The 15,206-nt window shown below is 71.0% G+C and carries 10 protein-coding genes; 4 read left to right on the forward strand and 6 right to left on the reverse strand.

The window, feature by feature from the left end:
• Positions 1–550: 550 nt before the first annotated feature.
• Together ACWGJP_RS14295 and nudC are read right to left on the reverse strand one after the other, a co-directional pair.
• The gene (locus ACWGJP_RS14295) at positions 551–2,272 is read right to left on the reverse strand and encodes an ATP-dependent helicase (RefSeq protein WP_452330470.1); all 1,722 of its coding nucleotides are present in this window, start codon (positions 2,270–2,272) and stop codon (positions 551–553) included.
• Positions 2,269–3,162, reverse strand: a complete 894-nt coding sequence (nudC, locus tag ACWGJP_RS14300) for an NAD(+) diphosphatase (protein ID WP_452330471.1) — start codon at positions 3,160–3,162, stop codon at positions 2,269–2,271. The genes ACWGJP_RS14295 and nudC overlap by 4 nt, the downstream gene beginning before the upstream one ends.
• Positions 3,163–3,246: 84 nt before the next feature.
• On the opposite strand from nudC, the gene ACWGJP_RS14305 reads away from it, so the two are divergent.
• Positions 3,247–4,473 carry a phosphotransferase gene (locus tag ACWGJP_RS14305; protein WP_452330472.1) on the forward strand — a complete coding sequence of 409 codons (1,227 nt, stop codon included), beginning with the start codon at positions 3,247–3,249 and terminating at the stop codon, positions 4,471–4,473.
• Here the strand turns inward: ACWGJP_RS14305 and ACWGJP_RS14310 are convergent.
• Together ACWGJP_RS14310 and ACWGJP_RS14315 are read right to left on the reverse strand one after the other, a co-directional pair.
• Positions 4,419–7,868 (reverse strand): ATP-dependent DNA helicase, encoded by a 3,450-nt coding sequence (locus ACWGJP_RS14310; RefSeq protein WP_452330473.1) that lies wholly within the window; start codon positions 7,866–7,868, stop codon positions 4,419–4,421. The two genes, ACWGJP_RS14305 and ACWGJP_RS14310, sit on opposite strands and share 55 nt — an antisense overlap.
• On the reverse strand, positions 7,865–11,116 hold the full coding sequence (locus ACWGJP_RS14315; RefSeq protein WP_452330474.1) for an ATP-dependent helicase: 3,252 nt from the start codon (positions 11,114–11,116) through the stop codon (positions 7,865–7,867). The genes ACWGJP_RS14310 and ACWGJP_RS14315 overlap by 4 nt, the downstream gene beginning before the upstream one ends.
• Before the next feature lie 141 nt (positions 11,117–11,257).
• Here ACWGJP_RS14315 and ACWGJP_RS14320 point away from each other — a divergent pair, with 141 nt between their 5' ends.
• A complete protein-coding gene (locus tag ACWGJP_RS14320; RefSeq protein WP_452330475.1) occupies positions 11,258–11,482 on the forward strand; it encodes a DUF3107 domain-containing protein in 225 nt (74 codons plus the stop codon).
• Between the two features lies 1 nt (position 11,483).
• On the forward strand, positions 11,484–11,771 hold the full coding sequence (locus tag ACWGJP_RS14325; RefSeq protein ID WP_452330476.1) for a hypothetical protein: 288 nt from the start codon (positions 11,484–11,486) through the stop codon (positions 11,769–11,771).
• Between the two features lie 32 nt (positions 11,772–11,803).
• Here ACWGJP_RS14325 and ACWGJP_RS14330 read toward each other — a convergent pair whose 3' ends face one another.
• On the reverse strand, positions 11,804–12,514 hold the full coding sequence (locus ACWGJP_RS14330; protein WP_452330477.1) for a ferritin-like fold-containing protein: 711 nt from the start codon (positions 12,512–12,514) through the stop codon (positions 11,804–11,806).
• A gap of 182 nt (positions 12,515–12,696) precedes the next feature.
• Here ACWGJP_RS14330 and ACWGJP_RS14335 point away from each other — a divergent pair, with 182 nt between their 5' ends.
• Positions 12,697–14,223 (forward strand): DEAD/DEAH box helicase, encoded by a 1,527-nt coding sequence (locus ACWGJP_RS14335; protein WP_452330478.1) that lies wholly within the window; start codon positions 12,697–12,699, stop codon positions 14,221–14,223.
• Between the two features lie 48 nt (positions 14,224–14,271).
• On the opposite strand, the gene ACWGJP_RS14340 is transcribed toward ACWGJP_RS14335, so the two are convergent.
• Positions 14,272–15,141: a PHP domain-containing protein gene (locus ACWGJP_RS14340; protein WP_452330479.1), complete on the reverse strand. Its 870-nt coding sequence runs from the start codon at positions 15,139–15,141 to the stop codon at positions 14,272–14,274.
• Positions 15,142–15,206: the final 65 nt, after the last annotated feature.

A 15,206-nucleotide genomic window follows, 5' to 3' on the forward strand; every position in this document is an offset into this window, starting at 1 on the left:
CGCGGCATCCCGATCGCCTCGTTCGACCTCATCGCGCACGGTCTCGGAGCACCGCGGGATGCCGCGCGCGCCCTGCTGGATGAGGTGCGCCCGCTGCTGCGCACCGATGGCCCCGCCCCGGCGGCCGCGTGGGTGGAGACGGCCCACTTCGCCGATTCGCGCGTGAGCGGCTGGATGCGCGACGACCTCGCCGATCTCCTCGTCCCCGCCGCCCCGCATGGCGACGCATCATCGGTCTGCGTGCTGCTGGTGCACGGTGCGGTGGCGGCTGTGCAGGTCCAGTCGCTCGTCTCGGCCGACATCGCCCACCTACCCGTCGCTTTCGAACCGGGAAGAATCGTGGCCGGCCCGCTCGTCCTGCCGGGTACGACGCCGTGTCTGGCCTGTTTCGAAGCCCACGAGCGCGACAAGGACACCGACTGGCCCCTGCTGCACAGCCAGCTGATCGCGCGCACGGCGACCGCCGTCACCCGGCTCGATGTCGGCGATGCCGCCCGACTCGTCGAGCGTCTGCTGCGCGACCCGGAACCGGGAGGCCGGATGGGATGGGTCAGCGGCGGCGAGCGCCCTGCGTGGCGCCAGGTGAGGTTTCACGCAGAATGCCGGTGCCGCGGGTGGTCGTCCCGATCTCGGCCAGAAAACGCGACGGTGCGCGCTCGCCCCGTCCCGCGGCCCGAGACCAGGACAGCGTGAGCGTGCGACCGGCCCTGGTGACGCCGACGTAGGCGAGCCGCCGTTCCTCGTCGATGGCTTCGAAGCCGGTGGCGTAGGAGATGGGGAGCGACCCCTCCGCCCATCCCGCCAAGTGGACATGCGGCCATTCGAGGCCCTTCGCCGCGTGCAGCGTCGACAGCGTGACGGTGCGCATGGTGGGCTCGTGCTGATCCTTGGCGCGGGCCATGAGGGCATCGCTGAAGGAGCGCAGGGTTGTCCCCGGCGCTGCTTCCTCGGCCAACCGGAGCAGAGTGCTCCTCGCCTCCCATCCGTCGCGCTGCGCGCCGCCGGCGGCAGGCGGCTCGTCGCTCAGGCCGAGCTCGCGCAGCACCTTGCGCACGTTCGAGAGGAAGTCGCGTTCGGTCGGCGCCACAGCGGCCCCGCGGAGGGCGAGCACGGCCTGACGGACCTCTGGCATGTCGAAGAACCGGGTCCCGCCGAGCACGGTCGCCGGGATCCCCTCCGCGGCGAGCGCCTGCAGGATCGCCGCGGACTGCGCGTGCGAGCGGTACAGCACGGCGATATCGGATGCCGGCACGCCGTCGGCGATCTTCGCGGCGATCCCCCGTGCGATCCCCGCCGCCTCCTCGGTCTCCGAGTCGTAGGCCGTCACCGTCGGCGACTCCGCCTGGAGCGCCTCTCTCGCGGGGACGAGCTCGAGCGCCCCCGCACGCCCCTTCATCAGGGCGTTCGCCGCGCTGAGGATCGGCGCCTGCGAGCGGTAGTTGGTCTCCAGCCGCACGAGGGTGGCATCCGGATGCCGTCGCTCGAACTCGAGCAGATACCGCTGATCGGCGCCCGCGAAGGAGTAGATGGTCTGACTCGCGTCACCGACCACGCAGATGTCCCGGCGGTCGCCCAGCCACAGCTCGAGGAGTCTGTTCTGCAACGGCGACACGTCCTGGTACTCATCGACGGTGAAGTGCCGGTACTGCTCATGCACGGATGCCGCGACGCGGGGCTCGGCCTCGAGCATCCCCGCGCACGCCAGCAGGACGTCCTCGAAATCCAGCTGATGCCGCTCATCCTTGAGCGCCTCGTAGCCGCGCTGCAGCGCGATGAACTGCTCCGCGCTCACACCGCTGACCTGGCGCCCGAGATCGGCGTGCTTCTCGATGCTCAGCATCGAGACCTTGCGCCATTCGATCTCGGATGCGATGTCCCGCAGGGTCGCTCGATCCGGTCGGAGCCGCAGCGCATCCGCCGCCTGCCCGAGCAGACGCACTTTGTTGTCCACGATGCTCGGCGCCGGCGAACCGGCGATCGTCGGCCAGAAGAAGTTCAGCTGCGCCAGCGCCGCGGCATGGAACGTCCGTGCCGCGACGCCCTCGACACCGAGTGCGCGCAACCGTCCGCGGAGCTCCCCGGCGGCTTTGGCGGTGAAGGTCACGGCCATCACCCGCGACGGCGAGTACGCGCCGGTGTCGACTCCGTGGGCGATGCGATGGGTGATCACCCTGGTCTTGCCCGTGCCTGCTCCGGCGAGCACGACGACGGGGCCTCGCAGGATCGACGCCGCCTCGCGCTGACGTTCATCGAGCGCGTCGAGTGCGCTCACGTCGTCCCGCTGGGCTCGGTCTCGTACCAGTCGATGATGAGCGACCTGGCGATCGAGGCGGGGCCGGGAAGCCCGACCGGCCCCTCTCCCGCGAGCGCCGTGGCGATCTCGTCGCGCGTGAACCACCGCACGTCGATGATCTCCTCACCATCAGGGCGCGCCTGACGATCCTCCGCAGCGGTCGCGCGGAATCCGACCATCAGCGATCGGGGGTACGGCCACGCCTGCGAGGAGACGTACCGCAGCGACGACACCGAGACGCCGGACTCCTCCTTCAGCTCGCGATGCACCGTGGCCTCGAGGGACTCGCCCGCCTCGACGAACCCCGCGAAACAGGAGTACATCCGCCCTCGCCACTGCGCGTTCGCGCCGAGGAGCAGTCGCTCCCCGTCCTCGGACTCCACCGCGACGATGACGGCCGGGTCCGTGCGCGGGAAGTGCTCCCGATCGCATTCGAGGCAGCGACGCGACCATCCGCACTGGCGCAGCTCGGTACGGCCTCCGCACGTCGGGCAGAAGCGGGCGTCCCGCAGCCAGCCGGCCAGCGCGATCGATTCCACGAGGATCTCGGTGTGCAGCGGATCCAGTGCAGCGCTGTCGCGCACACCGGCCCAGGTCTCATCGGGCGCGGCATCGATCGACTCGTCGATGTCGGGGATCACCGCGACGAGCAGGGGTGTACCGTCTGCGAGACGCCCGAGCAGTGCCCACTCGGCATCATCTCCGGCCTCGGCGGGGCTGACGAGCACGAGCCGGTCGTCCTCGATCTGGGCCCGGCCGTCACGGACCACGACCACGCGGACGTCTTCGGAGGCGCGCAGCGCCTCGAGCATCCCTGGCTGATCGCGGAGGTGCCCTGCACGGTCGAGCAATGCGCGACGGACGGTCATCGGATCCCTCTCTGCGTGACTGGCGTTGGCCATACGGGGCGTGGCGTAGGCGGCCCGAAGGCGCCCGCGACCTACCCTGGGGGCATGGCACGCTCTCCTTTCACTCTAGCGGCGGCTGTGACAGCCGCTCTGCCCGGGGCGGAGGTCACCGGGGTCCGCTCGCTCAGCGCGGACGGCGAAGGCCGCTTCGATTCGGCCGTGGCGACGCTCGCCGATGGGAGGGAGCTCGCCATCCGGGTGGCAGACGATGACGAGGCCGCCAGAGAGCTCGCCGCCGAGGCGATCGCGCTGCGTGCGCTCACCGCAGGCGCACGAGCCATGCTCGGCTTCCGTGCCCCCGAGTACATCGGGGAGACCAGGCTCGGTCAGGCGCATGCCCTCGTGACGGAGCTCCTCCCCGGGTTCCAGGTGGAGGCGGCTCATCTGCCGGCCGGCCGCGGGGCAGCGGTCTCCGTAGGGGCGGCGATCGCTGCGATCCACGCCCTTCCCCCGTCCGTGGTGCGCGGCGCCGGCCTCGCTGAGCGCTCCGCCGAGCAGACGCGCGATGACGTGCGGCGGCTCATCGACCGTTCGGCGGCCACCGGGCGAGTCCCTGCGCGCCTCACGGTGAGGTGGCGCGAAGCCGTCGAGGATGACGCGCTGTGGCGATTCGAGGCGGCCGTCACCCTCGGAGGCGCGCAGGGCGAGAGCTTCCTCTTCGCCGATGACAGCGACGAAGGACCTCGTGTCATCGGCGCCATCGGCTGGCACGGGCTCTCCCTCGGCGACCCGGCGATGGACCTCGCCTGGCTCTCCTCCGCGCCGGATGCCGCGGATGATGTGCGCGCGGCGTACACGGCGGCGTCGACACGGTCGATCGATGCGGCCATCGAGGTCCGCGCGCGCCTGGGCGCCGAGCTGGAGTTCGCCCGCTGGCTGGTGCACGGCGACGAGCTTCGGCGACCGGACATCGTGGATGATGCGGCCGCGCTGCTGAATGCACTGGCGGATGGCCTGCGCAGCGACGACCTCGCGGTGATCTCGGCCAGGGACGGGGTCGATTCGGCCCTCGAGGCACTGGAGAACGTGCCGAGGACGACCCCTGCCGTCGACACCTCGATGCAGACGGACGCCTACAACCCGGAGGAGCTCTGGCTCGATCCGGGCCAGGACCCGGTCGGCGACCCCGACGCGACGGCCGATCTCACCGATGTGAGCACCGCTGGGCTGCTCCCCGTCGATGTGCCGGAGACGGCAGCGACCCCGGAGGACGAGGCTCAGCGGGCCGCGCGCGCGGCCCTCCAGCGCTGGACGAGCTCCTCCTCCGAGTAGACGCGATCGCCGCGGATGACGTGATCGTCCGCCACGTAGTAGAGCGCGACGTCGATGTCCTCGAGCGGGACGTTGAATCGACGGTGATACGCCAGTCGGTACAGCGCGAGCTGAAGCATGCGCTCTTCCTTCTCCGCCGCCGTACGCGGAGCCCTGCCGGTCTTCCAGTCGACGATCTCGATGCGATCGCCCCGATCCGCGCGCCGATAGACCGCATCGAGCTTGCAGATCACGATGTGCGCATCGCCCCCTTCGGCACGGTTCGCGTCCGTGGAGCCGCCGAGCGCGAAGTCGATCTCGATCTCGACGGCGATCGGCTGGAGGTGCGCCCATTCGCTGCGCTCGAACGTCTCCTGAAGCCGTGCCATGTCGATCTGGTCGGCGGCGGAGACCTCATGCGTCGACGATTCTTCTTCCTCATCGACCTCCCACAGGCCCGCGTCCACGGCGGCGCCCGAACCGACGAGACCGGAGCGGTGCTCGACCCAGGCGTGGAAGAGCGTGCCGAGCCTGGTCTGCCGGTACGGGCGCTCAGGAACGGGACGGGTGAGCGAGCGGACCGTGCCGGAGTAATCGGTGACGTAGTCCTTGAAGCGTGACGCCGGCACCCTGGTGGGCGCTGCGAGGTCCGCCCCGCGCTGGCGTGCCGCGCGTTCGGCGAGCAGGCGCTGCACCTCCGGCGAGGCGGCCGGCGGGTCGTTCCTCGCCAGGACCTCGTTCACGGCAGCAGCCGCGGCGCTCACGACGCCACGCCGCGCCCCCAACGGGTCCATCGGCCAATGGCTCGTCTTGCCTGGCCCCTCGTACGGGTTCTCCTCGCCCGGCTCGGTGCCGATGCCCGTGCCGAGTTCCTCGACGGCCTCGATCAGATAGTCGGACGGTCGCCGAGAGCTCTTCTGCCCCGCCCAATGCGCACCGGTGAGCAGGAGATGGGTGCGCGCACGTGTCACGGCCACGTAGCCGAGGCGGCGCTCCTCCTGCTGTTGGTATTCGCGGTAGGCATCCTTGAACACGGTCAGTGCTCCCGGCGTCTTGCCGCGACTGGTGAGGGAGGCGATGCCCGCCTTCACCTGCTTGACCGGATCGAGTTCTTCCTCGACCGGGGGGATCCAGCTGAAGGAGGGCAGCGCCGCACCGTCTCCTCGGAGCGCGAACGGCAGCACGCCGAACCCGAACCAGCCGGACGTGTCCGTCGGGCGCGCGGGAAGCTCGCCGTCGACGAGGCGCACCACCGCGACGGCATCCCACTCCAGTCCCTTCGAGCCGTGGATCGTCAGCAGCTGCACCACGCCCGGCTCTGGCGGCTCTGGCCGCGGCATGAGCTCGTCCGTGCTCTCCGCCTTGTCGAGCCAGGCGAGCAGACTCCCGATCGTGCCGCGTTCGTCGGCCTCGAGGAAGGCGCGGACCTCATCGGCGAAGGCGCGCAGCTGCGTGGCCGCGATCCGAGCCGGCCCCCGCGTCTCATTGGCCGCCAGTTCGATGTCCAGGCGCAGCTCGGTCTCGATCTGCCGGATGAGATCCGGGATCGGCTGTCCAGAGGCGCGTCGGAGCCTGTCGAGCATGTCTCCGGCCGCGCGGATGCGGGCACGCCCTTCCGCGGTGATCGGCTCGAGCAGGCGGTAGTCGTCGCGCAGACCGCGGAGCACGTCGACGGCGTCGATGATCGACACCGCCTCGTCGGCACCGCGCGATGCCCGGATGCGCTGGCGCAGCTCCTCCGGAAGCGGAAGCAGACCGCTGTCACGGCGGGACAGCTCGGCGGCCAGGCCGTGCAGTGCGGCCATATCCGCGACGCCGACCGAGAACCGCGGGCCGACGAGCAGACGGATGAGAGCTGATCCGGCGTTCGGATCATGCAGGACCCGCAGCGTCGAGACGACATCGACCACCTCCGGCGTCGCGAGCAGTCCGCCGAGTCCGAGGATGCGATGCGGGATGCCGCGGGCGGCGAGCGCCCCCGCGAAGGTCTGCATGTGCCGTTTCGAGCGGAACAGGATCGCCCCCGTATGCGGCCGGCTGCCTCCTTCGTGCTCCGCCCGGCGCACGGAGAACCAATCTGCGACCTCTGCGGCCTCGTCGTCGACGGTGAGGGGGAAGCGCACGTCGACCGCCCCCTCCCCCGACCCCGGCCGAGCCTCCAGGGGCGGGACATCGAGCTCTGGGCGTCGCAGCGGCCCCAGCACACGGTTCGCGATGTCGAGAATGGCCCTGTCGTTGCGCCAGCTGGTCATCAGGCTGTAGGAGCCGGGCTCCGCCTCGTCGGCGAAGGCGCCGGCGAACGCGTACAGGTTGTCGGCGCTGGCTCCGCGCCAGCCGTAGATCGACTGGTGCGGATCTCCGACAGCCATCACCGCGGTGTCGCGGAACACCGCGGCCAGGAAGCGGGTCTGGATGACGGAGGTGTCCTGGTACTCGTCGAGGAGGACGACACGGTGCTGCTCGCGGAGCTGGTCGCGCACATCGGGAGACGATTCGACGATGTCGTAGGCGCCGCCGACCTGGTCGGCGAAGTCGAGCACGCCCCGGCGGCGCTTCTCGGCGATGTACTCCCGCACGAGCGCCGTGAGAGTCGGCATGGCGAGCAGATTCGACGCCGCCTTGTCGACATCGGCGTTGCTGCGGTACGGCTCGAACGCCTCCGCCTGCCTGAGCGCGATGCGCTCGGCCCTGTCGAGATCCGCTCTGTGGTCGAGCGCATCGCCGGCGAGGCGCTGGACGGCGTCCACGACACCGGGGACGGCGCGGTCGATGTCCTCGAGGCCGGGGAGGTCCGCACGCAGCACGACCTCGCGCGCGAGCATCCACGACGCGGCCTGACTCAGCATCGCCGCATCGGGATCGCGTCCGATGCGCGCCGCATGCTCGCGCACGATCGCATCGGCGAAGGCGTTGTAGGTGGACACCCGTGGCCGGATCAGCAGGTCTTCAGCGGGGACGGCGGATGCCGGGGCCCACCCTGTTCCGAGGCGCACGGCGAGGTCGTCGAGCACCTGCCGGCGCACGGTGTCGCGCTGTCGGCCAGGCTCGGCGACGTCGACCCTCGCCAGCTCGCCGCCGTCCACGATCGCGGCCAGGTGAGGGAGCAGACCACGTCTGCCGTACTCGTCGATGAGGGCGAGCCTGGCCCCGATGCGCTCGGCCAGCTCCCCCGCGGCCTTCCTCGTGAAGGTGAGGCCGAGGATCTCGTCTCTGCGGACGTGCCCGTTGGCGACCAGCCAGACGACACGACCCGACATCGTCTCCGTCTTGCCGCTGCCCGCGCCGGCGACGACGAGGGCAGGAGCGGGAGGGGCCTCGATGACGCGCTGCTGCGCCGGCGTCGGCGAGGGGAGCCCGAGCGCCGCGGCGACCTGGACGGCGGAGATCCCGTTCCCCGGCCCCGTCCAGCCGGTCATGCGCTCACCGCCGGGACCGTGTGGATGCGGCATGGCTGAACACGCCATTGCGTGTCGGCGCAGTGCGCCTCGACCTGGGCCGTGAAGCTCGATGCCGACATTCCGCGCGCGGCATCCGCGATCCGGCGCAGGAACACGGTGCGCGCCTCACCCGCGAGCGTGTGCTGGTGCGCGACCCGGTAGTCGCTGCCCGCCAGCGTCTTCGCGACGAGCACGAGCCGTGCGCCCGCCAGGGCGGCTGGATCGGCGCCCTGAACGAGCCCCTCCTGCACAGCCACCTGATACGCGGCCAGCTGCGCGTGATCGACCACCTTCTGCTCGTTCTCCGGTTCGTACTTCCCCGTCTTCAGATCGACGACGACCACCCGCTCACCGCCCTCCACCTGTGCCATCCGCTCCCATCGCTGCCCTCTGGCCTCGGCGTGCTCGCCCCCGCTCGCGGGGTAGACCTCCACCCTGTCGATGAAGCCGTGCACGATCGCATGACCTGCCTCTGGGCCCGGCTCCGCAGTCGTCGGATGCACCTGCGGCTCGGCGTCCTCGCTCTGCGGGATCTCCACCGCGAACCGGAACTCGACCTCGCCGGCGAGCGCTCTGCCGCCCTCCGCCGCCACCTGAGTGAGATAGCTGTGCAAGCGATCGACGTACTGCTCCGCGCGACGGCGCTCCTTGCGCCCGATCCACGCGGTCTCGAAATCGAGCTCCGGCCAGTGCTCGGCGAGCACCGCACGAAGGCGGTCCAGCTGCCCCTCGGGCACCTTCTCCATGGCCTCGTGGATGATCGTGCCGATGCCCGCCGACGGCGGCATGACGGTGTCACCGCCGAGGGCGGCGACCGCCCAGTTCAGCTCGCACTCCTCGAAGGACTCCATGCGCGAGGGCGAGACCCTCGCCGCCTCGACGGCCAGATCATGCAGAGGGGCCGCGGTGCTCGGTGCGGCCAGCCCGTACCACTGCGCGGGGTCCGCGCCCGGAACGCCCTGCATCGCCAGCACGGCGAGCTGTTCGGCCGCCTCGCGTCGGTGGGGCTCGGAGGACGAGGTGGTGAGCGTCCTGCGGTACCGCGCGACGAGACCGCGGAGCGTGAGCGGATGCTCGGAGGAGCGATGCTCGCGAACGGGCTCGGGCAGGAATGCGAAGAAGCCGCTCGGAGTCATGTCGTCGTCGTCCACCGCGGTGACCAGGAGCAGGTCCGCCGCGCGGGAGACCGCCCGCACGAAGAGCCGGAGCTCATCGTGCAGGGCAGCGCGACGGCGATCCAGCGCGTCCTGCGGAACCGCATCGATCCCCGTCCGTCGGGCCGTCACCGCATCCGCCAGCTGCCAGGTGCGCAGCATCCCTCCGCGCAGACGGACGTTGGGCCAGACACCGTCCTGAAGGCCGGCGACCACGACCGCCTCGAACTGCGTGCCGAGGGCCGTGGCCGGCGTGAGCAGGGTCACCAGCCCCGGCCGGTCGGGGGTGGAGAGCGTATCCTCCGGCACCTCGCTGTCGAGGATGTCGTGGATGAAGGCCTGCGGCCGTTCGAGGGGCGAACGCTCCACGAACCGCTTGGCCGCGTCGAAGAGCGATACGAGACTGTCGAGAGCCCGCGCGGTCTCGCCGCCGCCCGGCTGCTCCGCCGCCTCTCGCCACGCCCGCTCCAGCCGCGAGCCGTCCGGTGTCCGCGCGCGGTCCCATACGCGCCAGAGCAGCTCGTGGATCGTCTCGCCGCGCTCCGCCGCCTCCGCAACCTCCGCCAACGTCGCGGCGAAGCGATCCGCTCTGCGTGCCTCTGGTGCGTCGATCCTGTCGAGGGTGGCCGGCGCGGCCATCGCCAGCCGCAGCAGCTCCCCCGCCGGCGTCGATCCGGCATCGGCCAGCTCGAGGTGTCGCAGGCGCGCACGGAGCCGCCGGAGCCCCACCGCGTCCATTCCGCCGAACGGTGTGCACAACGACTCCATCAGTGCCGCGGCCGTCCGCTCCTCGACGGGTGTGAGGGCCAACCGGGCCACCCCGAGGATGTCCCGCACGGCGCCCTCGCTGCCGAGCGGACGCTGCACGCCGGCCGCCCTCGTCGGCACCTCGCGGGCGGCGAGCTCGGTCTCGAGCGCGGCGACCTGTCGGGTGTCGTGCGCGATCACGGCCATATCGCTCCAGGCCGTGCCGCCCTCCAGATGCCATTCGCGCAGCACCCCCGCGATGCGGTCGTACTCCTCGTGCGGCGAGCCGGCGAGGAAGGCGGTCACCGCGCCGTCCGCGCCCCCGACGCTTTCGGGGGCGCGGCGATGCTCCACGCGGCCGGCCGCACCGATCGCCTGGGTGAGGGTACGCGTCAACGCGGTCAGCGCAGGAGCCTGGCGATGCGGGATCTCGAGGACGTAGACAGCCTCCAGCGACGAGGCCAGCTCGTGGAAGAGCTGCGCAGAGGCGCCGCGGAAGGCTCCGGACGAGATGTCTGGGTCTCCGAAGGCGAGGACGGCGACGCCGCGTGCCCGCAGCGCCGCGACGAGTTCCACGCCGCCTCTGGTGAGCTCCTGCGCATCGTCGATGAGCACGACCCGCAGCGCTGCGAGCGGGCCGAGCGCTGCAGCATCAGCCCCGCGCAGCAGCGCGGATGCCTCGGCGATGAGGTCGGGGATGTCACGATGCGCCGTGCGCATCCCCGCGAGCACCTGGCGGTACTCCTCGGCGAAGCCCGAGACGGCCGTCCAGACCTCGTCGCCGAGAGCGGCGAGCTCGCCGGGCTGGACACCCAGCTCCGTGCACTCGGCCAAGAACGTGCGCAACTCGGATCGGAAGCCCTTCGACGCGCGCACGGACGGGCTGAGCGCCTCGGGCCAGCGGCTGTGCTCTCCGTCCGCCTCGTCCTCGGCATGTCCTGCGAGCAGGTCGGCGACGATGCGGTCCTGATCGGCGCCGGTGAGCAGCGCCGGTGGCTCCTGCCCCTCGCGGACCATCGCCCCTCGCACGATCTGGAAGGCGAAGGACGCCAGAGATCTCGCCAGAGGCCCGGGCGTCGCCTGCGCGATCCGGACACCGATGGCGTCGCGCAGACTCGTCGCCGCCTGCCGACTGGGCGTCAGCACGAGCACCTCCGTCGGCGCGAGCCCGAGTTCGCCCAGCAAGGCGGCGACTCGTGCCACCAGCGTGCGCGTCTTTCCCGTTCCCGGCGCCCCGATGACGACGCCGGATGCCTCGACGGCGGCCAAGACGACGGCCGCCTGGCCTGCGTCCTCGGCGTGCGCGGCGCGGGCATCGGATGTCATGGCATCCACGCTAGCGGGGGTCCCGGACACCGCTCGGCGCCCTCCGTGTGCGCCGTGGGCGAACGGGGCTCCCCGCGCGGACCCGGCCTCTCACCGCGCGGTAGAGTCGTGGACACGACCTCGACCATCCAAGGAGCACTCGTGGAAATCCGCATCGGCATCGTCAACACCGGCCGTGAGCTGAACTTCGAGACCGCGGCGAACGCCGAACAGGTGCGCGCCGACGTCACCGCCGCGCTCGAGCAGAGCACGGCGCACGTGAGCTTCACCGATGTGAAGGGCAACGCCTTCATCGTCCCGACGGCGAACCTGGCGTACGTCGAGCTCGGCACGGAGGAATCGCGCCGCGTCGGGTTCGTCGCCTGAGATGTACATCCTCCTCGCCCTCATCGCGGCCTGTGCGCTCGGCGTCGGCCTGCACTATCTGCTCGCGCATCGGGATCTCCGAGGCGCCGCGCTGACCCCTGGCGTGGCCACGGCCGTGGCGGGCGTCGTCTACGCGATCCTGCAGTGGGCCGGCGTGGGTGAGGACAGCGTCTGGCTCTGGCTCGCCAGCATCGGCGGGGGCCTCCTGGTCTCGCTCGCAGCGACGCTGGCGGTCTCCGCCGCGCGCCTGCGATCGGATGCCGCGGCCAAGGCCGCACTCGGGATCTGAGGCGGCGGGCTCAGCCTGCCGGGGCTGCCGTCCTAGGCCGCGAGCCCCATCGCATCCATGCGGCGCGCATGCGCACCCATGAGCTCGGTGTACACCGGCTCGATCCGGTCGTCGTCGACGACGAGGCGCTCAGGACGCAGCGCCTGGCGCGCGACGAGCAGCGTGTCGCCGACCAGACGGCGTGCCCACATCGACAGCAGCGAGCGCCATTCGGCGTCCTCGTCGATGGTCGCCCTGAGGATCGCCACGATCTCCTCGGTGTGATCGTCCTGCTGGAGGATCTGCGCGACCCTCTCCCCCGTCGCGTCGTACGAGGAGGCCAGCGCGAGGTAGAAGTCGTCCAGGATCGCCGCCGTGATGTACACGGCGAGCAGCGTCTCGCGCGGCCGGACGCCGATCGTCTTGCGGCGGAAGGCATCGAGGTGCTCACGGAACGGGAGCATCACCTCGGTGGGATCGTCGCCGCGCGCGGCGATGACCTCCACGATGGCCCTGTGCTTCTCCAGCGCAGCGCCAGCCGCTCGGGAGAGCGCCTCCTTCTCGGAGAGCTCCGGCGTCGCCCTGATGAGGCGGGTGAGCGTCTCGAAGTAACCCAGCTGCAGGTACGCGGCCTGGCCGAGGAAGCGATCGAGCTCCGGCGCGAGCTCGGCGAAGTCGATGCGGGTCGCCCCGTCCCCCTCGCCCCTGCCGCGCAGGGTCAGGACACGGCGCGGCGACCTGCGCTGCCAGAACCACTGGACCATGTCGCAAGCCTACCGACCCAGGCGGGTGCACGCCGCTGCGGGCCGATCGGACGGGCTCGGGTATCCTGGGGGCACGTCCTGCCGTCGGAGCAGGACCCCGCGCCTGTGGCACATGAGACGGCGTGGATCCGTTTACGAGGCGCGCTCGCACGCTCGGGCCGCCGGACAGGCATCATCACATCGTGACAACGTTCGCCGAACTCGGCATCGATCAGGACATCGTCGACGCCCTCGCGGCCAAGGGGATCCTGGATGCGTTCCCCATCCAGGAGCAGACCATCCCGCTCGGTCTCCCCGGCCAGGACATCATCGGCCAGGCCAAGACCGGAACAGGCAAGACCTTCGGCTTCGGCATCCCCGTCGTGCAGCGTCTGGGCCTGAACCCCGAGCCGGGCGTCAAGGCCCTCATCGTCGTGCCGACGCGTGAGCTCGCGGTGCAGGTCTACGAGGACATCGATCTGCTCACCTCCGGTCGTTCCACGAGCGTCGTGGCCATCTACGGCGGAAAGGCCTACGAGGGCCAGATCGAGCAGCTCAAGGCCGGCGCCCAGATCGTCGTCGGAACCCCTGGCCGCCTCATCGACCTGGCCGGCCAGCGTCTGCTCGACCTGTCGAACGCGACCGAGGTCGTGCTCGACGAGGCAGACAAGATGCTCGACCTCGGCTTCCTCGCCGACATCGAGAAGATCTTCCAGAAGGTCCCCGAGAAGCGTCACACGCAGCTGTTCTCCGCGACCATGCCCGGTCCGATCGTCGCCCTGGCCAGGCGCTTCATGACCAACCCCATTCACATCCGCGCGAACGACCCGGACGAGGGCCTCACCCAGGCGAACATCAAGCACCTCGTCTACCGCGCGCACTCGCTGGACAAGGATGAGGTCATCGCCCGCATCCTGCAGGCCGAGGGCCGGGGCAAGACCGTCATCTTCACGCGCACCAAGCGCGCGGCGCAGCGCCTCGTCGATGAGCTGAACGACCGCGGATTCAACGTCGGCGGCGTGCACGGCGACATGGGCCAGGAGCAGCGCGAGCGCTCCATGGCCGCCTTCAAGGCGGGCAAGAAGGACGTCCTGGTCGCCACGGACGTCGCCGCCCGAGGCATCGACGTGGACGACGTCACCCACGTGATCAACCACACGATCCCCGACGAGGAGAAGACCTACCTGCACCGCGCGGGGCGCACGGGGCGTGCGGGCAAGACCGGCATCGCGGTCACCTTCGTCGACTGGGAGGACCTGCACAAGTGGGCCCTCATCAACCGGGCGCTCGAGTTCGGCCAGCCGGAGCCGCTGGAGACCTACTCGTCCAGCCCGCACCTCTACACCGACCTCGACATCCCCGAGGGCACGAAGGGCCGTCTCGTGTCCGCGCCGAAGACGCAGGCCGTGAAGACGCAGCGCCAGCGCCCTGAGCGCGCAGCGGACGCCGCAGCCGAGGGCACATCCGAATCCGGCACGCGCCGTCGCCGCCGTCGTCGCCGTGCAGAGGAGCCCGTCGGCTCGACCTTCGTCGAAGGGGCCGAGGCCTCCTCGACAGCAGAGGGCTCCGCCCCCGCCTCCTCCACAGACAGGTCCGCGGAGGGCGCAGGAACCCACGACGGATCGGGCAAGGAGCATCACGACGGCAAGCCGGCCCCGGCGCGTCGTCGCCGTCGCCGGCGCGGCGGATCCGGCGGTGGTGCCGCTCCGCAGGCGCCTGCGGAGTCCTGAAGACGGTGAAGGGCGGATGCCGAGAGGCATCCGCCCTTCGTCATTCCGTCAGGCCAGGCGCGGAGCCGTACCCGTGCCGCGCTCGATGATGCGCTGCACCATCGCATCGGCAGTGGTGTTCTCCCCCGGGCGGTTGGGCTTGCCCGCACCGTGGTAGTCGCTGGATCCGGTGACGATGAGATCGTTCCGCGCGGCGAGGTCGCGCAGCAGCGCCTTGCCGGACGCGGTGTTCTCCCGATGATCGATCTCGAATCCCGCGAGGCCTGCGGCGATCAGGCGTTCGATGACCGGCACCGGCATCATCCGATCGCGACCCGCGGTGACCGGATGCGCGATGATCGCAACACCGCCGGCCTGGGTGATCAGACGCACCGCGGTCAGCGGATCGGGCGCGTAGTGCGGCTCGTAGTACCCCTCACGGGGGTGCAGGATGCCATCGAAGGCCTCCGCGCGGTCTCGGACGATCCCGCGGGCGATGAGGGCATCCGCGATGTGCGGCCGACCGACCGTCGCATCGCCGGCGGTCTGGGCGACCACGTCGTCCCAGACGAGGTCGTAGTCGCGGCCGATGTTGCGGACGATCCGCTCTGCTCTGCCGATCCGGTCGCCGCGGATGCGGTCGGTCTCCGCCACCAGCGCCGCGTCAGCCGGGTCGAACAGGTAGCCGAGCACGTGGACGCTGCGCCACTCGTGCTTGGCCGAGAGCTCCATGCCCGGCAGGAACGTCATGCCGAGCGACTCCGCCGCGTCACCCGCCTCGGTCCAGCCGGTCGTCCGGTCGTGGTCCGTGAGCGCCAGGGTTCGGACGCCATGGGCGTGCGCCTGACGCACGACCTCGCCGGGGGTCTCCGTGCCATCGGAGTGGTTGGAGTGCAGGTGCAGGTCGCTCGGACCGTGGAAGAGCGCTGCACTCGTCATCCTCCGAGCGTATCGCGCGCACGGACGCCAGACGCGACAGAGGATTCACAGCCGTTCCCCCTAGG

The sequence above is a fragment of the Microbacterium sp. NPDC055903 genome, assembly GCF_053615555.1.

Excerpts from the sequence above, each read along its gene's own strand:
- nudC (WP_452330471.1), bottom strand. The coding sequence starts at position 3,162 with ATGACCGTCCGTCGCGCATTGCTCGACCGTGCAGGGCACCTCCGCGAT.
- ACWGJP_RS14305 (WP_452330472.1), top strand. The coding sequence starts at position 3,247 with ATGGCACGCTCTCCTTTCACTCTAGCGGCGGCTGTGACAGCCGCTCTG.
- ACWGJP_RS14310 (WP_452330473.1), bottom strand. The coding sequence starts at position 7,868 with ATGACCGGCTGGACGGGGCCGGGGAACGGGATCTCCGCCGTCCAGGTC.
- ACWGJP_RS14315 (WP_452330474.1), bottom strand. The coding sequence starts at position 11,116 with ATGACATCCGATGCCCGCGCCGCGCACGCCGAGGACGCAGGCCAGGCG.
- ACWGJP_RS14325 (WP_452330476.1), top strand. The coding sequence starts at position 11,484 with ATGTACATCCTCCTCGCCCTCATCGCGGCCTGTGCGCTCGGCGTCGGC.
- ACWGJP_RS14330 (WP_452330477.1), bottom strand. The coding sequence starts at position 12,514 with ATGGTCCAGTGGTTCTGGCAGCGCAGGTCGCCGCGCCGTGTCCTGACC.
- ACWGJP_RS14340 (WP_452330479.1), bottom strand. The coding sequence starts at position 15,141 with ATGACGAGTGCAGCGCTCTTCCACGGTCCGAGCGACCTGCACCTGCAC.